This window comes from Dyella sp. LX-66 (genome assembly GCF_018599165.1).
In the GTDB taxonomy this organism is placed as follows: domain Bacteria; phylum Pseudomonadota; class Gammaproteobacteria; order Xanthomonadales; family Rhodanobacteraceae; genus Dyella_D; species Dyella_D marensis.
Genome location: NZ_JAHFVJ010000004.1, coordinates 336277 through 360865, shown reverse-complemented (window position 1 = coordinate 360865; position 24589 = coordinate 336277). Strand labels below are relative to the sequence as shown.

Here is a 24589-nt window from a genome sequence, read left to right as displayed (position 1 = left end):
CGCCGCGGAACATTTCCGCAGAGACTTCAGCCATGACCTCGCATGCCAATATCGACGCTGCACTGGACTGGATCACGCGCCTGATCGCGGGCTGCCTGAGCGTGCATTTCGGCAAGGCCGAGCACTACGAGCCGCCGCCGTTCGTGTATCAGCAGGACGACTCCTGGATCGGCCGCTTCGTGAAAAACCAGGACGCGGGGCCGTGCGAATTCGCCTTGCTGATGGTGGCGCTGCTGCCGCATCTGCGCCCCGGCGTGTTCGACAAGCTGCTGGCCGAACACCTGCCCGGCGGCGGCGAGTTCCCGGAGCTGGGCGGCGTGCGCGGCACCGGCCACCGCGGCTTCCTGCCCACCGGCGAGACCGCGCAGTTCGTGCTGGCCGGCAGCCATTTCGAAGGGCGGCTGGAGATCCAGCGCGCGCTGTCGGCGGAGCAATGGCTGGCGCGCCAGCGCGTGCTGTGGGTGGAGCCGGTGCGCGAAGGCGAGCCGGTGATGAGCGGGCGCCTGATCGTCAATCCGGAAATCGTCGAGGAGATCGTCACCGGCCATATCGGCCGTCCGGCTTTCAGCATCGACTTCCCCGCCGAACATATCGAGACGGCGATGGACTGGCAGGATCTGGCGCTCAACCCGATGACGCGCGCGCAGATCCGCGAGATCGAGCACTGGATCAAGCACAACGACACGCTGCTGGACGACTGGGGTATGCGCAAGCGCGTCAAGCCCGGCTACCGCGCGTTGTTCTACGGCCCACCCGGCACCGGCAAGACGCTGACCGCGATGCTGCTGGGCAAGCACACCGGCAAGGACGTGTTCCGCGTGGACCTCTCGCGGGTGGTGTCCAAGTACATCGGCGAGACGGAGAAGAACCTGTCGCGCCTGTTCGACAAGGCGGAGAACAAGAACTGGATCCTGTTCTTCGACGAGGCCGACGCGCTGTTCTCCAAGCGCACCGACGTGCGCGACGCGCACGACAAATATGCCAACCAGGAAGTGGCCTACCTGCTGCAGCGGATCGAGGGCTACAACGGCCTGGTGATCCTGGCCTCCAACCAGCGCGCCAATATCGACGACGCTTTCGTGCGCCGCCTGCAGGCGATCATCCCGTTCCCGATGCCGCAGCAGGAGGAACGCTACGAGATCTGGCGCCGCACCTTCCCCGAGCAGATCGCCCTGGCCGGCGACGTCGACTGGCGCAATATCGCCGCGCGCCACGAGCTGACTGGCGCCAATATCCTCAACGTCACGCATTTCTGCGCGATCGAGGCGCTGGCGCGGCAGACGCGCGAAGTGGACCTGCGCAGCCTGGAGGAAGCGATCCGGCGCGAGTACGTCAAGGAAGGGCGGGTGATGTAGGACGCGGCGAGCGCGCGAACAGCACCGCCGCGACGATGCCCGTGCCGACCACCAGCGCCGCGCCGAATTCGCTCGCGTACCAGGCGCCGTTGCCGCTGGCGTCGGTCATCGGATCGAGCAGCCATTGGATGAAGGCGTTGTGCACCGCGTGCAGCGCGATCGCCGGCCACACGGAACCGGAACGCAGGCGCAGCCACGCGGCGATGCCGCCGGTGATCAGCACCATCAAGGTGAAGCAGGTCACCGCATAGGCTTGCGGCGCGGCGCTGTGATAGTCGGCGAAGAAGATCACCGGCATATGCCAGGCGGCCCAGATCAGGCCGCTGAGCAGCACGGTCGCGCCCATGCCGTATTTCTCGTGCAGCGCCGGCACCAGGTAGCCGCGCCAGCCGATCTCCTCGCCTGCGGCGGACGCGGCGCTCTGGATCGCGCCGAAGGTAAGGGTGAGGAAGATCTGCAGCAGGGCCGGGGCGAGCAGGCCGGCGTTCTGCCAGTGCAGGCGCGTGGCACAGTCGCGCGCAAACTCGGCGAAGGCCGCCGGCGCCAGGCCGCTGAGCCATAGCGGGACATAGGCAAGCAGGCTGTAGAGGATAGGCAGCAGATAGCCGGCCGCGACATAGCGCGTGCGGCCCCAGCCAAAGCCGAGCATCGCCACCGAGCGATGGCGCAGCCACGCGGACAGCAGGCCCGCGATGCCCGGTGCCCACATCAGCGAATGCACGACGAAGCCGCGGCCCATGTCCATGGAGCCGCTGCGGGCGAGCAGGACGTAGTACGGCGTGCTGAGCAGGACGACGAGGACGAGGTACAGGGCGACGGGGTAGCGCTTGAGGTCCACGGGCGGCGTCCATTCGGAAGTACCGCTAGGATGCGCCAGCCCCGTCCGCTGTTTAAAGCACCGCTGGCGACCTTGCGCCGGCGGCCGCGCTCAGGCGGCCTGCGTCGCCTCGCCGTCCATGCCTTCGCCTTCCTGTCCGGCCACATGCCGCCGCATCGCCTGCGGCGACTGCCCGAATGCGCGCAGGAAGGCTCGGCGCATGCGTTCGCGATCGGCGAAGCCCACTTCGCGCGCGATCACTTCGATCGGATGGCGCGTCTGCTCCATCATCAGCCGCGCCGCTTCCACGCGCAGATGCTCCACCGCCTTGGCCGGCGACTGGCCGGTTTCCGCGGTGAACGCGCGGCTGAACTGGCGCGGGCTCAAGCTGGCGGCGGCGGCCAGTTCCTCCACCGACAGCGTCGAGCCCAGGTGGCTCTTGGCATAGGTGAGCGCGTTCTGGATGCGGTCGGATTTCGGTTCCAGCTCCAGCAGCGCCGAGAACTGCGACTGGCCGCCGGCGCGGCGGTGGTATACCACCAGTTTCTGCGCGACCTTGCGCGCCACGTCGACGCCGAGGTCTTTCTCCACCATCGCCAGGGCGAGATCGATGCCCGCGGTCATGCCGGCGGAGGTCCAGATATCGCCGTCGATGATGAAGATGCGGTCCTCTTCCACGTTGACCTTCGGGTGGCGCAGCTTGAGCTGCCGCGCGAAGGCCCAGTGCGTGGTGGCGCGGCGGCCGTCGAGCAGGCCGGCCTGCGCAAGCAGGAAGGCGCCGGTGCAGATGGCGGCGACGCGGCGGGTGGTCTTCGGCGCGGCGCGGATCGCTTCGATGAGCTGCGTGGAAGGCGCGGGCACGCCCACGCCGCCGCCGATCAGCAAGGTGTCGAAGTCGTGCGCGTCGATGGCCTCGGTCTGCACGTCCATGCCGAGCGTGTTGCGCACCGGGCCGCCGCGTTCGGACAGCAGATGGATCTCGTAGTTGGTCCGCTGCACGGTGAGGTTGGCGAACTCGAAGACCGAGGCCGCGGCCAAGGTCATGATCTGGAAGCCGGGGAAAAGTACGAAACCGATGCGCTGCATGGCGGACCTCCCGCATGGCATAAAAGGTGGCATCAGCGACATTTAAGCCGAAACCGCTTCGGCTTACAACTAGCGCCACTCGCCGCATACCCGCTGGCGTTGTGGAGATTCCTTCCGATGTCCGCCATTCCCGAGCAGGTGGCCCCCCGGCCGCGCCTGAATATCCTCAAGCCCCTGGCCGGCGCCGTGGTCGCGGCCGGCCTGGCCTTCTACGGCCTCCACTGGTGGACCGCCGGCCGCTTTGTCGAAGACACCGACGACGCCTATGTCGGCGGCGACACCACCGCGATCGGCGCCAAGGTGCCGGGCTATGTGCAGGCGGTGGCGGTGACCGATAACCAGGCCGTGCACCAGGGCGACCTGCTGGTGAAGATCGACGATCGCGACTACCGCGCCGCGGTGGCCAGGGCGGAAGCGGCGGTCGCCGCGCAGCAGGCCGCGCTCGGCAACCTCGATGCGCAGAAGCATCTGCAGGAGAGCGTGATCGCGCAGGCGCAGGCCGCGCTGTCCGCCGCGAATGCCGAAGCGAAGCGTTCGAAGCTCGACGACGCGCGCTACCGCGAACTGGCCGGCCGCGCCGCCGTTTCGGTGGAAAGCGCGCAGCGCGCCGAAGCCACCTTCGCCACCGCCGCGGCGGCCACGCAGCGTGCTGTGGCCGCGGTGCAGGCGGCGCAGCGGCAGCTCGAAGTGATCGACTCGCAGAAGCGCCAGGTCGAAGCCGCGCTGATGCAGGCCAGGGCCGAAGCCGAGTTGGCGCGGCTCAATCTCGGCTACACCGAATTGCGCGCGCCGGTGGACGGCGTGGTCGGCAACCGCCGCGCCCGCGTCGGCACCTACGCCGCCGCGGGCAGCCAACTGCTGGCGGTGGTGCCGGCCCACGGCTTGTGGGTGGACGCCAACTTCAAGGAGGACCAGCTCAAGCGCATGCGCGTGGGCCAGGCGGTGGAAGTGCGCGCGGACGTGATGCCCGGCCGCGTGTTCCAGGGCCACGTCGCCAGCCTGGCGCCGGCCACGGGTGCGCAGTTCAGCGTGCTGCCGCCGGAAAACGCCACCGGCAACTTCACCAAGATCGTGCAGCGCGTGCCGGTGCGCGTCGAACTCAACGGCACGGACGGCGACCTGGGCGTGCTGCGCCCGGGCCTGTCGGTCACGGCACGCATCGATACCAACGCGCCATGAGCCCGGTCGCCCACCTCAGCCCGGGGCAGAAGGTGTTCGCCTTCGCCAGCATGTGCCTGGGGATGTTTATCGCGCTGCTGGACATCCAGATCGTGTCGGCCTCGCTGCGCGATATCGGCGGCGGGTTGTCGGCGGGCGCGGACGACGTGGCGTGGATCCAGACCGCGTACCTGATCGCCGAGATCGTGGTGATTCCGCTCTCGGGCTGGCTGTCGCGCGTGTTCTCCACGCGCTGGCTGTTCGCCGCCTCGGCCGCCGGCTTCACCCTCACCAGCCTGCTGTGCGGCGCAGCCTGGGATATCCAGAGCATGATCGTGTTCCGCGCCGCGCAGGGTTTTCTCGGCGGCTCGATGATCCCCACGGTGTTCACGACCGCCTTCGTGTTCTTCGAAGGCAAGCAGCGCGTGATCGCCGCCGCCACCATCGGCGCCATCGCCTCGCTGGCGCCGACGCTGGGGCCGACCCTGGGCGGCTGGATCACCGACCACTATTCCTGGCATTGGCTGTTCTTCATCAACCTGGTGCCCGGTGCGTTCGTCGCCATCGCCGTGCCGATGCTGGTGAAGATCGACGAGCCGGACCTGTCCCTGCTGAAGTCGGGCGACTGGGCCGGCATCGCGCTGATCGCCGTGTTCCTCGGCTGTCTCGAATACACGCTGGAAGAAGGCCCGCGCTGGAACTGGCTGGAAGACGGCACCATCCGCACCACCGCCTGGGTGAGCCTGGTCGCCGGCGTGCTGTTCGTATGGCGCGGCTTGACCGCGGAGCATCCGGTGGTGGATCTGCGTGCGCTGAAGGAGCGCAACTTCGCGCTGGGCTGTTTCTTCTCCTTCGTCACCGGCATTGGCCTGTTCGCCACCATCTATCTGACGCCGCTGTTCCTCGGGCGGGTGGAGGGCTATAGCGCGTTCCAGATCGGCAAGGCGGTGTTCTCCACCGGCGTGTTCCAGATCCTCAGCATTCCGGTGTACGCCTTTCTGGCCAACCGCGTGGACCTGCGCTGGCTGCTGATGTTCGGCCTGGCCTTGTTCACCGCCTCGATGATCGAGTTCATGCCGATCACGCACGACTGGAGCAGCACCGAACTGCTGCTGCCGCAGGCTTTGCGCGGCATCGGCCAGCAGATGGCGGTGCCGCCGACGGTGACCTTGACCCTGGGCGGACTGGCGCCGGCGCGCCTGAAGCATGCCTCGGGCCTGTTCAACCTGATGCGCAACCTGGGCGGCGCGATGGGCATCGCCGCCTGCGCCACCATTCTCAACGACCGCACCAACCTGCATTTCTTCCGCCTGGCCGAGCACCTGACGCCGGCCAACGAAGCGATGAACAGCAGCTGGGGCGACCTGGCCGGCGCCACCGAAGCGTCCAGCGCCGCCTTGAAACAACTGTGGCAACTGACCTTCCGCGAGGCGCAGACGCTGACTTACGCCGACGCCTTCTTCTGCATCATGCTGTGCTTTGCCGTGGCGACGGTGATGGTCCCGTTGATGCGCAAAGTGCAGCCTCCCACCGGACCCTCCGCCGATGCGCACTAAGCTGCTTTCCTCTCTGCTCGTTCTTGGCCTGGCCGGCTGCACCGTCGGCCCCGACTACGTGAAACCCGCGCTGCCCGCCGCCGGCGCGTTCCATGAAACCGGCGACCTGATGGCGCCCGCCAAAGCCGCGCCGCCGGCGCTGGATACCTGGTGGACCGGCTTCGGCGATCCGCAACTGGTGCGCATCGTGGAGCGCGTGCTGGCGCAGAACCTCGACCTGGCCGCCTCCGCGGCACGCGTGGAACAGGCGCGCGCCGCCGCACGCCACGCCCAGGCCGAGCGCCTGCCGCAAGGCGCGCTCGACGGCAGCGCCGCGCGCGTGCGGCAGTCGGAACTGAGCCCGCTGGGCAGGGTGGCCAGTGTCTTGCCGGGTTACGAGCGCAATCACACGCTGGAAGAAGTCGGCGCGGGAGCGAGCTGGGAGCTGGACCTGGCCGGCGGCCTGCGCCGCGAGTCGCAAGCGGCGGATGCGGAATACCAGGCGGCCGAAGCCAGCCATGCCGGCGTGCGCGTGTCGCTGGCGGCCGAAGCGGCGGATGCCTACTTCCGCGTGCGCGGTGCGCAGGCGCGCATCGCCATTGCCGAAGATCAGATCCGCAACGAGCAGGGGCTGCTCGATCTGGTGCGCCTGCGCCAGCAGCACGGCCTGGGCACCGCGCGCGAAACCGCGCAGGCCGAGGCCCTGCTGCTGCAGGCGCAGGCCACGGTGCCGCCGCTGAAGATCGAGCTGGAGACCCAGTTGAACCGGCTGGACGTGCTGATGGGCGCGGCGCCGGGCACGTATGCGGAAGAGATCCGGCCCGAGCATGCGGCGTTTGCCATTCCGTCGATCGATACCGCCGAAGGTCCGGCTTCGCTGCTGCGCCGCCGGCCGGACGTGATCGCGGCGGAGCGCCATCTGGCGGCGAGCAACGCGCGGATCGGCGCCGCCGTGGCGCAGTACTACCCGTCGTTCTCGCTGTCGGCGCTGCTGGGTGTCAGTTCGATCGCACCGGGAAAACTGTTCAGCGGTTCGGCCGTGCAATCCAGCGGCGCGCTGGGCCTGCACTGGCGCTTGTTCGATTTCGGCCGCGTGGATGCCCAAGTGAGCGCGGCCAAGGGTGCGAATGCGGAGGCGATGGCCGTGTACCGCGGCTCGATGCTGCGCGCCACCGAGGACGTGGAGGACGCCATCGTCAACCTGGTGCAGCTGGAAGCGCGCCATGGCGTGCTCGACAGCGAGGTCGACGCGCACGTGCGCGCACGCGATGCGGCCAAGGATGCCTATACCGGCGGTGCGGTCAGCCTGATCGAAGTGCTGGACGAGGACCGCCAGCTGCTGGAAGCCCGCGACAGCCTCGCGCGCATCCATGCGGACGAGGCGCGCGCGGCGGTGTCGGTATTCCGTGCCCTGGGCGGCGGCTGGAACGGCGCCGCCGCGGGCGAACCGGCCCTCAACGTTGCTGCGTCGCCACGCGCAGGCCGAGCGAAATAAAGATGGCGCCGACGATCTTGCCCTGCCAGCGCGCCAGCCACGAAAGGCGGCCGAGCAGCCGACCCAGCGGCTTGATCGACAGCGCCAGCAAGCTCGTATAGAGCGAGCTGAGCACCACGAAGATCAGGCCGAGCACGGCGAACTGCAGGAAGGTGGAGCCGCGCTCGGGATGCACGAACTGCGGCATGAAGGCGAGGAAGAACAGCGCGGTCTTCGGATTGAGCAGTTCGGCCGGGATCGCCTGCAGGAAAGCCTTGGCCGGTGCGATCGGCGCCACGGCGGGCAGGGAAGGGTTGCCTGGCCTGGCGAGAAAGGCGCGGATGCCGAGATAGATCAGATACGCGGCGCCGACGTATTTCACCGCGTTGAAAGCGAGCGCGGAGGTCATCAGCACCGCGGAAAGACCTACGGCCGCGAACAGCGTGTGGCCGAAGTCGCCCGCGGCAATGCCAAGGCCGGTGAGCACGCCGGTCTTGCGTCCGCCCTGGATGGTGCGGCTCACCACCAGCAGCACGGCGGGGCCGGGGATCAGGAACAGGCCGAGCACGACGGCGATGAAGGTGCCGAGGGTGGGGAGGTCGAACATGGCGGGCTCCGGCGGGTGGGCGAGCTGCATGAATCCCTGGCGCGGCTTTCAAGTCAAGCGCCACCCGACCACCACCGTCATTCCGGCGTAGGCGGGGTCGTTATATGAGGGGCCGTCATCATCCCGAAAACACCCCCGCGTAGACATACCCATCACAAACCCAAGCGCAGATTGCGAAGGTTTCGTGAGCGCAAAGCGGCGAACACGGACGTCAACCACAGGGGGCGACACCATGTCATTCAAGATTCTCTGCTGCGACGGCGGCGGCATCCGCGGCGTGATCACCGCGCTGCTGATCCAGGACCTGGACACCAGCTTCGGCATCATCAAGAGCGCCGACGGCTTCGCCGGCACCTCGACCGGCGGGCTGATCTCGCTGGGGCTGGTGAACAACGTGGATATCGGCAGCATCGTCGATCTCTACCAGCACGACGGCTCCACCATCTTCACGCCCAATGGCTGGCTGCTCGATGCGCAGGCCAAGCAGCGCGACAAGGCGCCCGCGCAGACCGCGGAAGACCTGCTGGGCAGCGGCCCGGGCATCTTCAGCTGCCAATACGTCAACACCGGCCTGCAGTCGGTGGCCAGGAAGCTGGTGGGCACCGGCCCGCTGTCGTCGGCGAGCCGCTTCGTGGCCGTCAACTCGGCGCAGCTGTGGGATGCCAGCGCCAACAGCTGGATGCCGCGCACCATCTCCAACGGCAAGAACAACGCATTCCGCAACATCAGCATGGTGGACGCCGCGCTGGCTACCTCCGCCGCGCCGACCTACTTCCCGCCGTATGCCGTGGGCGACTTCGGCTACTTCGCCGACGGCGGCACCTTTGCCAACAACCCGTCGATGGCGGCGATCGTGGAGGCGGTCTACCAGGGCTACGCCAGCGGCCCGTCGGACATCGTCATGCTGTCGCTGGGCACCGGCGCCAACCCGGTCGGCGTGCCGATGAACTCGGTCTCCGACCCCTTGGACTGGGGCGTCACGCACTGGTTGTGGCCTTTCAGCGACGGCACGGTGCCGGCCACCGCGCTGCTCAATCTCACCATGGATGCCACCGCGGCACTGGCGGCGGTGCAGGCCGGCCAGATGCTGGGCGGCAACTACATGCGCGGCAACGTGCCGCTGACCCAGCCGTTCGCGCTGGACGACTACAAGAACGTGGGCGAGCTGGTCAGCGCGACGCAGAACTACATCAAGCACTCCAGCGACTGGCAGAAGGTGCGCACCTGGGTGGGAAACAGTTGGAAGTAATGGCGATGAAGCTTCTGCTCACCTCCGGCGGCGTCAGCAACCCGAGTATCCGCAATGCGCTCGAAGACTTGCTAGGCAAACCCATCGCCGAGTCCACCGCGCTGTGCATCCCCACCGCGATGTACGGCATGCTGCCGCGGACCGCGGTGATGACCTGGCGGCAGATCGCCGGACAGACGCCCACGCCGATGGTCGAGCTGGGATGGAAATCCGTCGGCATGCTCGAGCTGACCGCGCTGCCCAGCATCGACAGGGACAACTGGGTTCCGCTGGTGCGGGAGACCGATGCCTTGCTGGTCTGCGGCGGCGACGCGCTGTATCTGCACCACTGGATGCGCGAGTCCGGCCTGGCGGAGCTGTTGCCGTCGCTGGGCCGGACGGTCTATGTAGGACTGAGCGCCGGCAGCATGGTGATGGCGCCCCAGGTCGGCGCGGAGTTCATCGGCTGGAAGCCGCCCGCCGGCGGCGACAGCGCGCTGGGCCTGGTCGGCTTCTCGATCTTCCCGCACCTGGACAACCCCATGTGCCCGGACAACACCATGGCCGACGCCGTGAAGTGGGCCGCGCGGCTGCCGGTGCCGGGGTATGCGCTCGACGACGACACCGCCATCAAAGTGGTGGATGGTGTCGTCGAGCTTGTCTCCGAAGGACAGTGGAAGCTCTTCGAGCGTTAGCCGGCGAGGCCGTGCGCGGCCGGTTTCGCTTCCGCTCGCTACTTCGGCGGCGGCAGCCGCGACGCATGGCTGGCCACGATCACCCAGCCCTCCGGCTTGCGCACATAGGTGTCGGTGAACTGGAAATCCAGCGCATAAGGCTTACCGTCGCTCTTGCCTTCGACGCGGGTGATGCCGGTGACCACCGCCGCATCGCCATACACGCGCACCTTCGAATCGCGGTTGCGGAACACGTCGTACTTCGTGCCGCTGCGCAGGTCGGCGACCTCGTCGGCGCGCGTGGTGACCTTGCCGGTGGAGCTGGTGAGGGTGAAGGTCGGGTCCAGGTGCTGCTCCAGCCAGTTCGCGTCTTCGCGTTCGAAGGCGGCGCAGATATCGCGTTCCGCCTGGAGGATCTGCTGGACGTCGTCCTTCGGTGCGGATCGTGCCGGCGTGCCGGCCAGCAGAAGCACGGGAAGCAACAGCGCGGGAAGGGCGGCGATGGCACGCATGGTCTGTTCCGGTTCGAGGCGGCGGCCCTGTATAGCATGCGCGGCGCTTCGCCAGCGCCGGTCAACTGGCGCATGCTGCGGGGATGGACGAGTTCATCCAGCCCCGCACGCTGGGCCGCGGCCGCAGCTACGTCTATATGCTGCCGTGCCGCGACCAGGACCTGCTGAAGATCGGCTTCTCGCGCGAGCCGCTGCTGCGTTTCCGCACGCTGCATCCGCGCTTCTTCGATTACTTCGACCTGGAGCGCGGCCTGCTGCTGGAAGTGGAGCGCGTGGCGCAGGCGCGGGCGATCGAGCGCGACATCCTGCAGCGGCATGCGCCGGAGCGTTCGCCCGCGCCGCTCGCCGTGCCGGATCAGGCAGCGGGCTATACGGAGTGGTTGCGCGGCGTCGAACCGGAAGTGACGGCGCGCCTGCACGAAGTGGCCGGACGCGACGCCTTTCCGCTGCACGGCCTGCGCGACTGGATAAGGCAGATGTTCGACGCGCAGTCGGACCGGCTGTACGACCTGTCGTCGAAACTGCTCGAAGCGATCGAGTACGAGACGTTCAACGTGCCCGAAGCGTTGTCCACGCGGCAGGCGGCGCGCTCACTGGCGTATGTGCTGGACGCATGCGAAGCCGTCGGCATCGACATGACCGCAAGGTTTCCGCAAGCCGTGCTGGCCTGGCGAAAGTTTGCGCCGGGATGACGGTTCGCGCTGCCATGTCGAACTGCGACGCAGCCCGCACTCGCCCCCGAAGCGCCTAGACATCTTCATCACAACCCCGAGCGCACATTCCTGCGGCCCACGTACGCAATGTCGTGGGTTTCCACGGACAGGGGGAGTCATGAAGCGCACCACGCATCTGCTGCTGTAGGCCTGCTGCGCCTTCGACCCTGAAGCCGTGCGCGTTCGCGCATGGTTTTTCGTCGCATGTCCATCGCGGCACGGGCACGTGCGCCCGCGCGGGTGCGCCTGCGCCTGCCGCAGGAAGCTGCGCCCGGGGCCGGGCTTCGCCGTTCGTCATCACCCGAGCCACAACAACGCACCACCACACACAAGGAGAGTTGCATGAGTACATGTAAGGGTACGCATGAAGGTGTAGCTCGACACGGTCCACGAACGTCGCGATGGTGGCGCAGGCTCGCCGTCGCGCCGGCCTGCCTGACCCTGCTGGGCCTGGCGATGGCCGAACCCGCCTCGGCGGCGATCCGCCACGGCCTGACCTGGCGCGTGCTGGAACAGCAGGGCGCCTACGTGCATGTCGGCCGCGACGACATCACCAATGCCTACCAGGGCGACACCCCGGTCGATCAGATGCTGCCGATCCTGTGCGTGTACAAGGACGGCCGCGCTGCGCCGGGCGGCATCACCTTCGACTACAGCAACGGCTGGGTGCAGGGTGCGCTGCAGCTCAGCGGGCCGATCACCGGCAGCGCGCTTACCTCGCAGGCGCAGGCCGACGGCATCTGCGCCAGCCAGCTCGGCGCCGGCTGGCGCATGGCGGAATTCCACGACGGCGGCGGCGGCTGGTCGTACTGGGGTACGGGCCAGTTGCCCACCGACACGCGCTTCTGGGTGGCCATCAACGACCAGCCGGCCAATCCGTGGAACTCGGCGGGCGATCCGCCGCCGGTGGATCCGCAGGATCCCAACTTCAACCAGCAGACCGTGCAGACCGGCGCGGGCTGGAAGCTGGTGCAGACGGCCGGCACGCTGGACGACACCGGCGCCGCCTTCAACGAGCAGTTCTACCAGGTGGACGGCGCGGCCGGCTTGAATGCCTCGCCCCTGCCGCAGCAGCTGAAAGATGCCATCGCCGCCGATATCGCCGCCACGCCCGCGGGCGAAGCGGTGAGCTATTCGGTGAGCAAGACGATTGCCGACGAAGTGGCGCTGTCGGCCATGCAGGGCAGTCCCACCCAGCGGCTGATCGATCTGTCGGCGCAGGCGGATTCCGCCTCGATGATGGCGTCGAGCAATGTCAGCCGCATGGGCATCCTCGGTTGCGGTGACAAGGACATCACCAAGAACAAGGCCTTCAACTGGGGCTCGCCGATCAACAGCAACTACAACCTGGGCGACGCCAGCAGCGGCTTCACCGGCAACGTGACCTTGTCGGGCACCGCCAACGTCAACGCCACCGGCGAAATCCAGATCACGCTCAAGCGCACGGGCATCTGGTTCGTGTGCGTGCCGTACGGCGTGAAGTTCCGCTACGCGCGGGTGAACGGTACGGCCAAGATCGACCAGGGCGCGACGGTGAGCGGTTCCATCACCTATGCCAACCCCAAGGCCTGGGAGTGGCAGATCGCCAAGCCCTTCCTGTTCTCGATCAACTTCATGGCCGGCCCGATCCCGGTGCATATCGGCTTCAACCTGCCGATCACCGCGGGCTTCGACAAGAAGGGCATCACCGCGACGGTGACCGGCTCGGTGACCTACAGCGGACGCAGGATGGTGTCCGGCTACTTCGACTACAACTGCACCAGTTCGGGTTGCACGGGCAGCCAGTCGCTGGATACCACAGACCTTGGCACGCAGCCGGTGACGGCCAGCGTTTCCGGACGCTTCCAGCCTTCGCTGTATGCGCAGGTGGCGTTCCGCGGTTATCTGTACAGCGACAGCTTCGCCTATGCGCAGGTCGGCATCCGCCCGTACATCATGGGTGACCTGTGGGGTTTCTACGGCAACAACTGCGGCGATGCGGATGGCGACGGCACGTTCGAAACCGTCGACGCGCTGACCTTCGACCTCGATTGGCAGCTGAAGGTGACCGGCCAGGCCGATACCTTCATCACCAAGGAATGGCGCAAGGACATCTACACCTCGCCGCGCTGGCACGTGGCGTACTGGGATCTGCTGGGCGGTGCCGGTTCGCGTGCCGTCACGCCGATGGCGGTCGGTCCGGCCACGGTGCCGGCGGGTGCGGCGCAGACCTATACGGCGAAGATGCGCTCGTGCTGGCCGTATGCCGACAACGTCAACTTCTCGGTGGATTGGGGCGACGGCAGCGCCGCGTCGGCGGTGAGCGGTCCGGCCGCCACCGGCGTCAATGCCTCGCACACCTGGGCCGCGACCGGTTCGCCGCTGCTGCGCGTGACGGCGCTGAGCGACGCGCACGGCCGCAACCTGGGCAAGGCCACGCAGCGCACGGTGACGGTGAACAACGCGCACGTGCACCTGGGCCTGACCTGGAAGCTGATCGGCACCAACGGCTCGTACTCGCACGTGGGCATCGACTCGACCAGCAACCCGTACCAGGGCGACACCAACCCGGCCACCGCGCTGCCGGTGCTGTGCCTGCGCCAGGACGGCCGCGCCGCGCCGCCGGGGATGACCTTCGACCCGTACAACAATGGCTGGGCGAAGGGCGAGATCCGCCTGACCGCCCCGGTGCAGGGCTTGTCGCTCACCTCGCGCGCGGTGGCCGACAACCTGTGCGCCTCCACCTTCGGCAGCGGTTTCCGCATGGGCGAGTTCCATGACGGCGGCGGCGGCTGGACCTGGTGGGCGCAGGGCGTGATCAGCGGCGCCAGCCGGTTCTGGGTGGCGATCAACGACCAGCCGGCGAACCCGTGGAACTGATCCGGGAGCGGATGTTCTAGTTCCATCGTTCGTCGGGGTGCCATGACGCGAGCATCGGGATGCTTGCGGCATGGCACCTTTTTTTGTGGGCGGTATGGAAATGACTGGAGCTTGTCCGCGAAGCGCCGATCAGGCCGTGGCTGCGCAGCGGCGGGCATTGTTCACCGGACGAGGGGGCTATCTTTTTTTCCCATGGAGGCGCCGGTGCCGGCGTAATGCGAGCGCCGTGCCAAGGGCGGCGGGCATGGAGTTGCCGTGGCAGTCGGTTCAATCCGTGGGAGAGCGATCATGAGCATCCGCAAGCATGTAGTCCGATATGTTTTCAACCTTCGCGGCAGCAGGCTGCTTCAAGCGCACGCGGCGTCCCTGCGGGGGGCGATGCGATGCTGGCGCGGACTCGTCATTGCGCCGGCTTGCATGAGCGTGGGGCTGGCCATTGCGGCGCCCCCTGCGCCGGCCACTCACAAAGGCATGACCTGGACCTTGCTGGGCGCCCAGGGCTCGTTTTCGCACGTCGGTTTCGACGATCACCAACATTCCAATCCGTTGTTCGGCGATACCGAACCGCATATCTCGCTGCCCGTGCTTTGCCTGAGGCAGGATGGCCGTGCGGCGCCGTCGTCGATCGCTTTGGACAAATACAGCGGATGGGCGCAGGGCGAGATCCGCCTGACCGGGCCGGTGGCGGGCGCCACGCTGACGTCGCGGACCGTGGCGGACAACCTCTGTTCCGGCAAGTTCGGCGAAGGCTTCCGGATGGCCGAGTTCTATGACGGAGGCGGCGGTTGGGCATTCTGGGCGGAGGGCCCCATCAGCGGCGCGAGCCGGTTCTGGGTGGCGAACGACAGCCAGCCGGCCAACCCGTGGAACGTGGACCGGGTGGAGTGAGGTTCCGTTCTGGTCCGGGCGGTATCGCCGCGCGGCCCGTCCCGTCGAATTGATTCCGCCGTCTTGAGGTGGTGGAAAGGCCTTGCGGCGGATGTCATCGACATCCACCGCAGGGCAACTGGCATGTGCTGCGCGTCGTGACAGACGAATCCGCATCACAGATGGCCCAGGCACTGCATCCCGGTTTGATAAGACTGGCCCTATTTGACCGGCGAATGTCCTCTTTCCGACCGTGCGTTCCCGTATGCTCCGCGCGAAAAATTGTCCCCAGCCCGGATGACGCGCCGCTACTGCAGCGGCGAGGGCGCAAGGGGAGAGTCGAACAGCCGGCGGCGCGGCCATACGCCACCCATGCCAGGTAGGCACAACGTCGACGCGTTGATCGCATGGACGATCCCACGGAACGTGCAGGTTGAGGATACGGACTTGCAGCAGCTCCAACCCAGAAGACCGCCCGCCAAGCGCCATCAGCTCAAGCGGCTGCAACTGCGCCGCAACCAGCTCGAGCGCCTGCAGCACAAGAAGCGCCAGCACCGCATCCAGCTGTTGCAGCAGCAGCGCACCCAGCTGCTGGCCCGGCTGGCGCAATTGATCATCGACATCCTGCGCAGCGGCCTGCAATGGCAGCTGGCATGGGAGGGCGCGCCCAGGCCGGCGCCGAAGAGCGTGGCGCGGCGCGCCACCATCGTGCGCGCACCGGTCTCCGGCGTGGTCGCCAGCGTGCTGCCGCGCGAGTGCCTGCAGGATGTGCAACTTACCGGTGCGCCTGCCGCTTCCGCCTCCCGCTTGCTGGCGGAACTGTGGGTGGACAAACCCTCGCTGGATTTCATGCGCAAGGGCGCCGTGGTGGTGATCCGCTATCGCGCCTTCCCGCACCAGCGCTTCGGGCGCTACAGCGGGCGCGTGCTGTCGCGTTCGCTGCTGGCGATCTCGGCCAACCGCGCCACGCGGCTATTGGGGCGTCCGACGGACGGGCCGCGTTTTCGCGTAAGGGTGTGGCTGGACCAGCACAGTTCGATCATCGACGGCCGCACCGAGCCGCTGATCCCGGGCATGACGCTGGATGCGGACATCCTGCTGGAGCGCCAGCAGCTGGCCGAGAGCTGAGGCTTTAAGTCAGGCCGGCCGTTCGAGCGGATACCACGGCTGGCACGACAGCGTGCTGCCGGTGATGTTGATGAAGTCGATGAAGTCCCGCGTATGCGGTGCCGCCACGTGCGCGTCGAGCGCGGCCTTGTCGGCGAACACTTCGTGCACCACGAACTTGCCCGCATCGGTGGCGTGCGCGTGCAGCTGGAATGCCAGGCAGCCCGGTTCGGCCCGCGTATGCCGCGCCAGCACGTCGAAGGCCTGCAGGAAACGCTCGCGCCAGTCCGGCGCGACGGTGGGGTAGGCGAGCACGGTGATGGGGCCCTGCATGGATGGCCCCGGCGCGCCGCCGTGCGCGCTCACGCTTCTTCCGCAGCGGCCGGCAGCAGCAGGGTGTGGCGGGTGTGACGGACCTTGGCTTCGAGATAGCGCAGGTTGTGCCGGCCGGAAAACACGCCGGTGGGGCGCACGGCCGCCACTTCGATGCCCAGCGCTTCCAGCTGCGCACGCTTGTCGGGGTTGTTGGTGATCAGGGTGATGCGGCTGAGGCCCAGCGCCTTCAGCATCTCGGCGGCGGCGGTGTAGTCGCGCTCGTCGTCGCCATGGCCCAGCGCGCGGTTGGCGGCGTAGGTGTCGTGGCCCTGTTCCTGCAGGCGGTAGGCGTCGAGCTTGGCGTACAGGCCGATGCCGCGGCCTTCCTGGCGCATATAGAGCAGATACCCGCCTTCCTCGTGCAGGCGCGTCAGCGATTCCTGCAGCTGCGGGCCGCAATCGCAGCGCGCCGAGCCGAGCACGTCGCCGGTGGTGCATTCCGAATGCAGGCGTACCAGCGGCGCGTCGGCCGTGCCGGCGCCCAGGCGCAGGGCGAAATGCTCCTTGCCGTCGGACAGGCCGTGGAAGCTGTACATCAGGCCGGCCGCCTCGCGCCCGTCGGCGAGATGGAGCGGCAACTGCGCGGTGGTGCGCACGCTGGGCGTCTTGTCGAGCGGAACGGCGTGCACGCAGGAAGAGGACATGGAGATGATCTCGAGGCTGGGGGAGGCCGCGTCTATAGATGGGGATGATCAGGTGTGTGCTCAACGCACCCTGATTGGTTGTATAAGGCGCGCCCGGCGGAACCAACAGGCCTGCATCGGGAACACAGCGTTCGCCTGGGCGGCCGTGATTCGATCTCTCAGGGCTTTGAGACAACGCGCCATTCTAACGTTTCGCCCGGGCGCCGGCTCCCGCAACGAGGCCCCAAATGACTGGGCGCCAGCGCCGCCGCGGTGGACATGGGCACCTATACTTTCAGGCTGAGCAAGAACAGCAAGGCGCGGAAAGCGCTGGCACGCTACACCTATGTCTACAAGAGGACCGACGGCCAGTGGAAAATCATCAATCACCCTTCCTCGCCAATGCCGGAACACGTTTCGTGATGCGCGAGGGCGGTGCGGCGGGCCTGGGGCGCAGGTTCGCCAAGGCGTGGCGGCGCTCCTGCATCGGCCTGGCCGGGACGATGGCGGCGATGTCGGCGGCGGCGGGCGAAGCGCCTGCCACCAGCGGAGCGTTCGTCGACCTGCGCTATCGCTACAGCAACCTGTATTCGCAGTCGGCGCCGCTGCGCGGGCATGCCAATACAGTGCGCCTGCAGTTCGGCTATCGCTGGGCGCTGGGCAACGGCTGGAGCGCCTACGCCGAAGGCACCGCGGTGCGTTCGCTGTTCGGGCGCCAGTACGACGACACTTCCGGCCGCCGCCTGCCATACCCCGTCGAGGCCGATCCGAAATCGACCGGCCTGACCAATGCCTGGCTGGAATACCGCAACGACGACGTGCGCGTGCGCGTCGGCCGCCAGTACGTGGTGATGGACGGCGGCCGCTTCATCAGCAGCAACGGCTGGCGGCAGACCTCGCAATCCTTCGACGGCGTGGGCGTGGCCTGGAAGGCGTGGGAGGGTGCGGAACTCGGTTACCACTGGCTGGACCAGGTCAACCGCACGGTGGGCGAGGATTTCCCCGACCGCCAGCAGCGCCGCTGGAAACTCAGCGCGCATCTGCTGCACCTGGATCAGGCCTTGCCGCTGGGCAAGCTCACCGCCTACGGCTATTTCATCCGCAACAGCACGCGGCCGGCCAATTCGGTGCGCACGCTGGGCCTGCGCTGGAGCGGTACACGCAAGCTCGGACCCGAGGGCGCCAGCCTGGGCTGGGTCGCCGACGTGGCCCGCCAGCACGACTACGGCAACAACCCCGCGCATTTCAGCCTGGGCTATCACCTGGCCGAAGTGAGCTACGGCTACGCACCGTTCTCGCTCAAGGCCGGCGAGGAGCGTCTGGACGGTAACGGCCGCACGCCGCTCAACGTCGCCTACGGTGCGGCGCGAGCCTTCAACGGCTGGGTCGGTGCGTTCCGCATTCCCGTGGCGGGATTGCGCGACCGCTACGCCGGCGCCTTCGGCAGCCTGCCGCTCGCGCGCAAGGCAAGCTGGCAGGTGGTCTATCGCCACTTCACCCCGGTGCTGGGCGGGCCGGCGCTGGGCAACGAGTTCGATGCCGGCGTGCTGTTCGACGTGGGCAGCGGCGTGACGCTGGAAATGCAGTACGGCGACTACCGCGCACGCGGCTATGGCGTGGACGAGCGCAAGCTCTGGCTGATCGCGCAGTACCGCTTCGGCCGCCAGCCGTAAACAGCGGGAGCCAACTTCCGGCACTTATCGCCTCGTCTGCCTTGCGTCGATAAGTCTGGGCTGGCAAGTGCGCGGCGCGCACTCCGGGCGGAGGTGGGGCATGGCGAGCAGGCGTCGTTTCGTACAAGGCATGGCGGGTGCGCTGGCCGGCGCGTGGCTGGCGCCTTCGCTGCTGGCGGCGCAAGCCGGGGCGGACAAGGGCGCAGGCAAGAGTGTGAAGGCGGTCGTCGACGATTTCGTCAAGGCGAACGGCTTTCACGGCGTCATCCATCTGGTGCGCAAGCAGCGGGTGGTGCTGTCCGAAGCCTTCGGCATGGCCGATGTGGAAGGGGGGCGCCGCGCCACGGTCGACACGCTCTATCCCCTGGCATCGATCAGCAAGTGGTTCGTCTCGGTGGCCATCTTGCGGCTGGTCGAGCGGGGCAAGCTGGCGCTGGACGGATCGATCGGCGACTACCTGGACGGCTATCGCGCCGACAACGGCGCCAAGGTGAAGCTCAAGCACCTGCTGTCCAATTGCAGCGGCATTCCCAATGGCTTTTCGCCGCACGTCAAGGCCGATCCGGCGATATGGACCAAGCCGTACACCACGGGCGAGGCGATCGAGGCGTTCTGTTCGGGCGACCTGGCGTTCGAGCCGGGCAGCCGGTTCTCGTACGACCTGACCAACTGGATCCTGGTCAAGGGCATCGTCGAACACGTCACCGGCCAGGAGTTCGCGCAGGCTATCGATGCGCTCGTACTCACGCCGCTGGGACTCAAGCACGTACTGCCGCGCTACACCGACGAGGCGCGCGCCCAGGTTGCCGTCGGCTACGCCACGATCGAGCCGCCGGTGCGCAAGATGAATCCGCAACTGGTGTACATGGTGGCGTCGGGTGGCTATTGCGGCACGGCGACCGATCTCGTGCGCGCGGCCGACGGTGTTTACGGCGGTTCGCTGCTGAGCGAGGCATCGCGCAAGACGCTGAGCACGATCCTGGTGCCGACGGAATCGTATGCGCTGGGTGGCCGCGTCAAGACCGTGCAGGCCGATGGCGCGGCACGGGCATTTGCATGGGAGACGGGGCGCACCGACGGCTACCGCTCGCTGCTGGCGCACCGGCTCGACGGCCAGGCCACCCTGGTGCTGCTCAACAACACCGACCTGAGCCAGAAGACCATCGACGAGTTCGGCGAAGCGGTGTTCGCGGCCGGAGCGCAGGCATAAAAAAAGCGGGGAATAGTGCTGTTCCCCGCCGCTTCCAGAGTATAGCGCACCCCCGGGCTTGCCGTAAGGCCGGGGGCCAGGCGCAGCATCGCCGGCCTTGTCGGTATCGACAGCCTTGGGAGCGATGCGATGGCAGAGCACGATGTGGTGATCGTCGGCGGTGGCCCGACGGGTTTGATGCTGGCCGGTGAACTGGCCCTGGCGGGCATCGATGTGGCGATCGTCGAGAAGCGCGCCAACCAGGATCTGCCCGGTTCGCGCGCGGGCGGCCTGCATGCGCGCACGCTGGAAGTGTTCGACCAGCGCGGCATCGCCGACTGGTTCGTGGCGGAAGGCAAGCCGCACCCGCACGCGTATTTCCATGTCGCGCTGGACGTCAGCGACTTTCCCACGCGGCACAACTACGTGCTCGGGCTGTGGCAGAAGCATATCGAGCGCATCATGGCTAGCTGGATCGCCGCGCTGCCGGTGACGTTCTATCGCGAGCGCGAGGTGGCGGGTTTCGAGCAGGACGACAGCGGCGTCAGCGTAGCGCTGGCCGATGGCGGTTCATTGCGCGCTTCGTACCTGGTCGGCTGCGATGGCGGCCGCAGCATCGTGCGCAAGACGGCGGGCATCGCATTCGCCGGCTGGGATGCCACCAAGAGCTGGCTGATCGCCGAAGCCTCGATGCGCGAGGAACCCGCCTGGGGTTTCCGCCACGATGCGATCGGCACGCACGGCATCGGCAAGGCCGAGGACGGCCGCGCGCGCATCGTGCTGACCGAGGCGCGGCTGAACTCGGCCGGCGACCCGTCGGTGCAGGAAGTAAGTGCCGCCCTGGCCACCGTCTACGGCACCGACTTCGGCATCCACGATGCCAGCTGGGTGTCGCGCTTCACCGATCTCAGCCGCCAGGCCGCGGCGTATCGCGAGTGGCGCGTGCTGCTGGCCGGCGACGCCGCCCACGTGCATCCGCCGATGGGCGGGCAGGGACTCAACCTGGGCGTGCAGGACGCGGCCAATCTCGGCTGGAAGCTGGCGCAGGTGATCAAGGGCACGGCGCCGGACCGCCTGCTCGATACCTATCAGGCCGAACGCCACCCGGTCGCCGCGCGCGTGCTGCGCAACACCATGGCCCACGTCGCGCTGCAGCGCAGGGACGAGCGCAGCCTGGCGCTGGACGAATACCTCACCGAATTCCTTGCCATGGACGAACCGCGCAAGCGCATGGCGGCGGAGGTGACCGGGCTGGGCATCCGCTACGACTTCGGCGAAGGGCATCCGCTGCTGGGACGGCGCATGCCCGACCTGGACCTGCTCACCGCCGGCGGCCCCTTGCGCGTCTTCAGCCTGCTGCACGAAGCGCGCCCGCTGCTGCTCAACTTCGCCGCGCGCGGCGCGCTCGATGCGGCGATCGCGCCGTGGTCCGATCGCCTGCGCCGCGTCGATGCAGGCTGCGAAGGGCCGTGGGAACTCCCCGTGCTGGGCTGCGTCGACGCGCCGTCCGCGGTGCTGATCCGTCCCGATGGCTATGTGGCGTGGGTGGGGCAAGGCTCAGCGGATGGGTTGGCCCATGCCGTATGCAGCTGGTTTGGCGCTCCATCAGCTAGCTCGCCGTAGACCTCGCGCGAGCGCCGTGGGTTCACACGAAGCCTGATTTGAAATGGCTGGCGCCAGCGGCAAGGGCGATAAGGCAGTTCCGCAAGAAATCGGTTGGATCACTTGGCCAGAAATGGTTGCGATGACTAGGGGTAGTCTGATTTTCTTGAAAAGCCGTTTCTACGCCGTTTTTCGAATGCGCTCGACGGACACAATCGAGACTCCCATCAACGTTGCACTTTGCGGGGTGGTAGTCATGAAAGTTCTATTCAGCAGCTCGATGATTCTTGGTCTTGTTCTGGCGGCGCCGGTCTCTGCGGTAACGGTCGATCAGGCTACCTTCAAGAAATACGGCGGCCGCCTCGATCGGGTGGCGGAGAGCATCCGGGAGCAAGGCGTTTTCGACACTTTGCGGCAATTCAGCTATGCAAAGCCATGGCTGGCCGTAGGGCAGATTGAAGTAAAAAAGGAAAACCTGATTAACAATTGCACCGCCACATGGATCGGTGAGGAAACCCATTGGAGCTATATCCTCACGGCGGCGCATTGCCTGCCAAAAATGGAAAGCACCTCGAAGTTGATGTACGTGAGCTTCTTCGGCTCAAGCTATGTCATTGCTGAAGGGATGGGCAGGGCTTTCGTGCCTCCCGAGTACGTCGGCAACGAGAACAATCAGGATATCGGTGCTTATGCGGATATCGCGATTCTAAGGCTGCCGCGCCTGAGGACGCCGCGGGACGATGCCGGGGCTCCGCTGGAACAACCCATCATCAAGGACACGCCGGATAGAACCGAGGATGGAGTGACGACCATGTTGGTCGGCTATGGACAATGGGGAGTGGGCGACGATGTACGTAGCGACTACCTGCCAAAGACCGGTGGCAGAAGACTGTACGGCCGCAACATTGGCCGACTCATGCCGGAGTACGTTCCGCACCACCCTGATGCGATCCTCATTCCCTATGATCCCGTCGGGCCATCGCGGTACTGGGCAAGCCCCCAGCGTGGCGACAGCGGTTCGGCTTTGTGGCAGTTCCAGAATGGAAAGCCCACCATCGTGGGAGTAGCCGTCAGGTTCACCCAATGGGTGATCGAGGGGGAGGACACCAACGCTCTGGCTGTACGTGCATCTGCCCGCGCTGGTTGGATCAAGGGAATTTTTCCCGGGGTTCGCCTGCTTTCCCGTGAAAGGCCGAAGGGGTGCATTGTTCTGGCAGATACGCAGAACGCAGCGTTGAGGCGTTCGTTCTGTCTCAAGCCAGGCGAGGTGTCGGCGAAGGTCCCCGACTGGATCTACGGGAAGAAAGTCGACGTGCAGGCCGATAGCGGAGTGACCGTGACGCTCTCCCCGATGGACAACCTGTCCTTCAACCGCGTAGCCAGTTTCAATGGAACGGTTGAAAACCTGTTGCTGCAGAACATAAAGGCCGCCAACGGCCAGTATCTGAACTTCTCCATGCCACGGTCGATACGGGTGGACAGCGGTAGCGCCAAACCACTGGGATGCATCGTCAGCCTGATGTCGGCCGAGACGTACTGTCTTCCTCCCGGCAACGTGGCGCTGAGGTATCTGCCGGACTGGATCAGAAAGGATGACGTGCTGGTACAGGCCGATTCCGGTGCGAAGGTGGTTCTCTACGACGAACGCAACCGTGGTGCCTCCTTCAATGGCACGGTGCAGAATCATGATCTGATGCGCGTGCTCTCCTCGCGCGGGGAGTACATCGATCTTTCCCAGCCGACCTCGATAGCAGTCATCAAGCCATAGGCTTGCCGGCGCGCCGGCGATGTCCCGCTCAAGCCCATGGAGGGTGGGGCATCGCCGGTTATGGTGCCCGACGCACGGCGTTCGTGTTGATCAACGTCAGAACGCCGTGCTGCGGCCTTGCCTGTTCGTCCACGGCTTCTGTTCCCGCAATGGATGGCTTTCGAGAAACTCCATGCGCGGTGCCGGATGCATCAGGAAGTTCTGGTGCGAGATATTCCAGGCATAGGCGCCGGCCAGGGGAAACAGCAGGCAGTCGCCGATCGCCAGGGCCTCCACCGGTTGCGCGCGCGCCAGTACGTCCTTGGGCGTGCACAGCTGGCCGACCAGGGTGACGCGTTCGTTTTCGATAACCGCGGCGCGCTGGCCGCGCAGGATGCGGAACGGATGGTCGTGGCCTTGCGCGGGCGGCGTGCGGAAATGATGGGTGCCGCCGCGCGCCACCGCGAAGTACTCGCCGTGGCTGCGCTTGATGTCGATGACTTCCATCGCATACCAGCCGCAGGCGACGCTGACGTAGCGGCCCGGTTCGAAGCGCAGCTTCAGGCCATGCGCATGCTGGCGCAGCACCTCGCGCAGGCCGGTGCAGAACCCCAGCCAGTCGAAGGAGGCCGACGGTTCGGCGTAGTCGACGCCGAAGCCGCCGCCAGCGTTGACCGTGCCGATATCCAGGCCGTAGGCGGCTTTCCAGCGCTGCGCGATATCGAGATAGGCGCGCACCAGGGCGAGCTGCATCTGCGCGTCCTTCTGGTGCGACATCAGATGGAAATGGAAGCCTTCCAGCCGCAGCGCGGGATGCTCGCGCAGGATCGCCACCGCCTGCGGCAGATCCTGCTCGTCCATGCCGAACGGCGTGGGCTTGCCGCCCATCATCAGGCGCGTGTCGCCGACGCCGGGCACGGCGATGTTCATGCGCAGGAAGATCGGCACCGGCCTGCCGCCGCGCTCGGCGATGGACGCGAGGCGGGCGAGTTCGCCCAGGCTTTCCACGTGCAGCGTGCAATAAGGCAGCGATGCGGCAAGGGCCAGTTCGCTGTCCAGCTTGCCGGGGCCGCCGAACAGCAGGGGATGATCCGCCTGCTGCTCGTGCAGCCAGCGCAGTTCGCCGCCGGAGGCCGCTTCGAAGCCGTCCACCCACGGCGCCACGGTCTGCAGCACCGGCGCCTCGGGGTTGGCCTTGGCGGCGTAGTACAGCTCGCAGCCTTCGGGCAGCGCTTCGCGCATCCAGCGCACATGCTGCTGCAGCGCCTGCAGATCGTAGAGGTAGGCGCAGATCGGTTCGGGCGATTCGGCGCGCCATTGGGCGATCTGCGCTTCGATGCGTTCGGGTGGGCAATGCAGGGTCATGCGTGGATACCTGGTCGAAGCGG

The 24589-nt window shown here is 67.1% G+C and carries 22 protein-coding genes; 15 read left to right on the top strand and 7 right to left on the bottom strand.

The window, feature by feature from the left end; genetic code table 11:
• The first annotated feature begins 32 nt into the window (after positions 1-32).
• Positions 33-1355 carry an ATP-binding protein gene (locus KK141_RS10385; RefSeq protein WP_214570469.1) on the top strand — a complete coding sequence of 441 codons (1323 nt, stop codon included), beginning with the start codon at positions 33-35 and terminating at the stop codon, positions 1353-1355.
• On the opposite strand, the gene KK141_RS10380 is transcribed toward KK141_RS10385, so the two are convergent.
• Positions 1333-2193: a CPBP family intramembrane glutamic endopeptidase gene (locus KK141_RS10380; protein ID WP_214570470.1), complete on the bottom strand. Its 861-nt coding sequence runs from the start codon at positions 2191-2193 to the stop codon at positions 1333-1335. The genes KK141_RS10385 and KK141_RS10380 overlap by 23 nt on opposite strands.
• Before the next feature lie 90 nt (positions 2194-2283).
• On the bottom strand, positions 2284-3258 hold the full coding sequence (locus KK141_RS10375; RefSeq protein WP_214570471.1) for a GlxA family transcriptional regulator: 975 nt from the start codon (positions 3256-3258) through the stop codon (positions 2284-2286).
• Between the two features lie 117 nt (positions 3259-3375).
• On the opposite strand from KK141_RS10375, the gene KK141_RS10370 reads away from it, so the two are divergent.
• The 3 genes from KK141_RS10370 to KK141_RS10360 are packed head-to-tail and all read left to right on the top strand — an operon-like array spanning position 3376 to position 7446.
• Entirely contained in the window at positions 3376-4437 is a 1062-nt protein-coding gene (locus tag KK141_RS10370) for an HlyD family secretion protein (RefSeq protein WP_214570472.1), read from the top strand.
• Entirely contained in the window at positions 4434-5972 is a 1539-nt protein-coding gene (locus KK141_RS10365) for a DHA2 family efflux MFS transporter permease subunit (RefSeq protein ID WP_214570473.1), read from the top strand. Before KK141_RS10370 ends, KK141_RS10365 begins: the two co-directional genes overlap by 4 nt.
• Entirely contained in the window at positions 5962-7446 is a 1485-nt protein-coding gene (locus tag KK141_RS10360; protein ID WP_214570474.1) for an efflux transporter outer membrane subunit, read from the top strand. Before KK141_RS10365 ends, KK141_RS10360 begins: the two co-directional genes overlap by 11 nt.
• Here the strand turns inward: KK141_RS10360 and KK141_RS10355 are convergent.
• The gene (locus KK141_RS10355) at positions 7406-8032 is read right to left on the bottom strand and encodes a LysE family translocator (RefSeq protein ID WP_214570475.1); all 627 of its coding nucleotides are present in this window, start codon (positions 8030-8032) and stop codon (positions 7406-7408) included. The genes KK141_RS10360 and KK141_RS10355 overlap by 41 nt on opposite strands.
• Positions 8033-8264: 232 nt before the next feature.
• On the opposite strand from KK141_RS10355, the gene KK141_RS10350 reads away from it, so the two are divergent.
• Together KK141_RS10350 and KK141_RS10345 are read left to right on the top strand one after the other, a co-directional pair.
• On the top strand, positions 8265-9281 hold the full coding sequence (locus tag KK141_RS10350) for a patatin-like phospholipase family protein (RefSeq protein WP_214570476.1): 1017 nt from the start codon (positions 8265-8267) through the stop codon (positions 9279-9281).
• 5 nt (positions 9282-9286) lie between these two features.
• Positions 9287-9955, top strand: coding sequence for a Type 1 glutamine amidotransferase-like domain-containing protein (locus tag KK141_RS10345; RefSeq protein ID WP_214570477.1), 669 nt, complete (start codon positions 9287-9289; stop codon positions 9953-9955).
• A 38-nt stretch (positions 9956-9993) separates the two neighbouring features.
• Here KK141_RS10345 and KK141_RS10340 read toward each other — a convergent pair whose 3' ends face one another.
• Positions 9994-10446 carry a nuclear transport factor 2 family protein gene (locus tag KK141_RS10340; RefSeq protein ID WP_214570478.1) on the bottom strand — a complete coding sequence of 151 codons (453 nt, stop codon included), beginning with the start codon at positions 10444-10446 and terminating at the stop codon, positions 9994-9996.
• Positions 10447-10529: 83 nt separating this feature from the next.
• On the opposite strand from KK141_RS10340, the gene KK141_RS10335 reads away from it, so the two are divergent.
• The 4 genes from KK141_RS10335 to KK141_RS10320 all read left to right on the top strand — a co-directional run bounded on the left by KK141_RS10335 (position 10530) and on the right by KK141_RS10320 (position 16013).
• Positions 10530-11138, top strand: a complete 609-nt coding sequence (locus KK141_RS10335; RefSeq protein WP_214570479.1) for a hypothetical protein — start codon at positions 10530-10532, stop codon at positions 11136-11138.
• 363 nt (positions 11139-11501) lie between these two features.
• A complete protein-coding gene (locus KK141_RS10330; protein WP_214570480.1) occupies positions 11502-14018 on the top strand; it encodes a hypothetical protein in 2517 nt (838 codons plus the stop codon).
• Positions 14019-14306: 288 nt separating this feature from the next.
• Positions 14307-14906: a hypothetical protein gene (locus KK141_RS10325; RefSeq protein WP_214570481.1), complete on the top strand. Its 600-nt coding sequence runs from the start codon at positions 14307-14309 to the stop codon at positions 14904-14906.
• 426 nt (positions 14907-15332) lie between these two features.
• Positions 15333-16013 (top strand): HlyD family secretion protein, encoded by a 681-nt coding sequence (locus KK141_RS10320; protein ID WP_214570482.1) that lies wholly within the window; start codon positions 15333-15335, stop codon positions 16011-16013.
• A gap of 9 nt (positions 16014-16022) precedes the next feature.
• On the opposite strand, the gene KK141_RS10315 is transcribed toward KK141_RS10320, so the two are convergent.
• Together KK141_RS10315 and ribA are read right to left on the bottom strand one after the other, a co-directional pair.
• Positions 16023-16358: a putative quinol monooxygenase gene (locus KK141_RS10315; RefSeq protein ID WP_214570483.1), complete on the bottom strand. Its 336-nt coding sequence runs from the start codon at positions 16356-16358 to the stop codon at positions 16023-16025.
• Positions 16355-17011 (bottom strand): GTP cyclohydrolase II, encoded by a 657-nt coding sequence (gene ribA, locus KK141_RS10310; RefSeq protein ID WP_214570484.1) that lies wholly within the window; start codon positions 17009-17011, stop codon positions 16355-16357. The genes KK141_RS10315 and ribA overlap by 4 nt, the downstream gene beginning before the upstream one ends.
• Positions 17012-17269: 258 nt before the next feature.
• On the opposite strand from ribA, the gene KK141_RS10305 reads away from it, so the two are divergent.
• From KK141_RS10305 to KK141_RS10285, 5 genes are all read left to right on the top strand, one after another.
• Positions 17270-17413, top strand: a complete 144-nt coding sequence (locus tag KK141_RS10305) for a nuclear transport factor 2 family protein (protein ID WP_214570485.1) — start codon at positions 17270-17272, stop codon at positions 17411-17413.
• Positions 17413-18663: an alginate export family protein gene (locus KK141_RS10300; protein ID WP_250901695.1), complete on the top strand. Its 1251-nt coding sequence runs from the start codon at positions 17413-17415 to the stop codon at positions 18661-18663. Before KK141_RS10305 ends, KK141_RS10300 begins: the two co-directional genes overlap by 1 nt.
• A 100-nt stretch (positions 18664-18763) precedes the next feature.
• A complete protein-coding gene (locus KK141_RS10295; RefSeq protein WP_214570487.1) occupies positions 18764-19873 on the top strand; it encodes a serine hydrolase domain-containing protein in 1110 nt (369 codons plus the stop codon).
• A 129-nt stretch (positions 19874-20002) separates the two neighbouring features.
• A complete protein-coding gene (locus KK141_RS10290; RefSeq protein WP_214570488.1) occupies positions 20003-21475 on the top strand; it encodes an FAD-dependent monooxygenase in 1473 nt (490 codons plus the stop codon).
• A gap of 43 nt (positions 21476-21518) precedes the next feature.
• Entirely contained in the window at positions 21519-23222 is a 1704-nt protein-coding gene (locus KK141_RS10285) for a hypothetical protein (RefSeq protein WP_214570489.1), read from the top strand.
• A 96-nt stretch (positions 23223-23318) separates the two neighbouring features.
• Here KK141_RS10285 and KK141_RS10280 read toward each other — a convergent pair whose 3' ends face one another.
• The gene (locus tag KK141_RS10280) at positions 23319-24566 is read right to left on the bottom strand and encodes a type III PLP-dependent enzyme (protein WP_214570490.1); all 1248 of its coding nucleotides are present in this window, start codon (positions 24564-24566) and stop codon (positions 23319-23321) included.
• Positions 24567-24589: the final 23 nt, after the last annotated feature.

Coding starts and splice junctions, on each gene's coding strand:
- KK141_RS10285 (WP_214570489.1), top strand. CDS start 21,519: ATGGCTGGCGCCAGCGGCAAGGGCGATAAGGCAGTTCCGCAAGAAATC.
- KK141_RS10325 (WP_214570481.1), top strand. CDS start 14,307: ATGAGCATCCGCAAGCATGTAGTCCGATATGTTTTCAACCTTCGCGGC.
- KK141_RS10360 (WP_214570474.1), top strand. CDS start 5,962: ATGCGCACTAAGCTGCTTTCCTCTCTGCTCGTTCTTGGCCTGGCCGGC.
- KK141_RS10300 (WP_250901695.1), top strand. CDS start 17,413: ATGCGCGAGGGCGGTGCGGCGGGCCTGGGGCGCAGGTTCGCCAAGGCG.
- KK141_RS10335 (WP_214570479.1), top strand. CDS start 10,530: ATGGACGAGTTCATCCAGCCCCGCACGCTGGGCCGCGGCCGCAGCTAC.
- KK141_RS10355 (WP_214570475.1), bottom strand. CDS start 8,032: ATGTTCGACCTCCCCACCCTCGGCACCTTCATCGCCGTCGTGCTCGGC.
- KK141_RS10340 (WP_214570478.1), bottom strand. CDS start 10,446: ATGCGTGCCATCGCCGCCCTTCCCGCGCTGTTGCTTCCCGTGCTTCTG.
- ribA (WP_214570484.1), bottom strand. CDS start 17,011: ATGTCCTCTTCCTGCGTGCACGCCGTTCCGCTCGACAAGACGCCCAGC.
- KK141_RS10385 (WP_214570469.1), top strand. CDS start 33: ATGACCTCGCATGCCAATATCGACGCTGCACTGGACTGGATCACGCGC.
- KK141_RS10375 (WP_214570471.1), bottom strand. CDS start 3,258: ATGCAGCGCATCGGTTTCGTACTTTTCCCCGGCTTCCAGATCATGACC.
- KK141_RS10330 (WP_214570480.1), top strand. CDS start 11,502: ATGAGTACATGTAAGGGTACGCATGAAGGTGTAGCTCGACACGGTCCA.
- KK141_RS10280 (WP_214570490.1), bottom strand. CDS start 24,566: ATGACCCTGCATTGCCCACCCGAACGCATCGAAGCGCAGATCGCCCAA.
- KK141_RS10370 (WP_214570472.1), top strand. CDS start 3,376: ATGTCCGCCATTCCCGAGCAGGTGGCCCCCCGGCCGCGCCTGAATATC.
- KK141_RS10345 (WP_214570477.1), top strand. CDS start 9,287: ATGAAGCTTCTGCTCACCTCCGGCGGCGTCAGCAACCCGAGTATCCGC.
- KK141_RS10365 (WP_214570473.1), top strand. CDS start 4,434: ATGAGCCCGGTCGCCCACCTCAGCCCGGGGCAGAAGGTGTTCGCCTTC.
- KK141_RS10350 (WP_214570476.1), top strand. CDS start 8,265: ATGTCATTCAAGATTCTCTGCTGCGACGGCGGCGGCATCCGCGGCGTG.
- KK141_RS10305 (WP_214570485.1), top strand. CDS start 17,270: ATGGGCACCTATACTTTCAGGCTGAGCAAGAACAGCAAGGCGCGGAAA.
- KK141_RS10295 (WP_214570487.1), top strand. CDS start 18,764: ATGGCGAGCAGGCGTCGTTTCGTACAAGGCATGGCGGGTGCGCTGGCC.
- KK141_RS10290 (WP_214570488.1), top strand. CDS start 20,003: ATGGCAGAGCACGATGTGGTGATCGTCGGCGGTGGCCCGACGGGTTTG.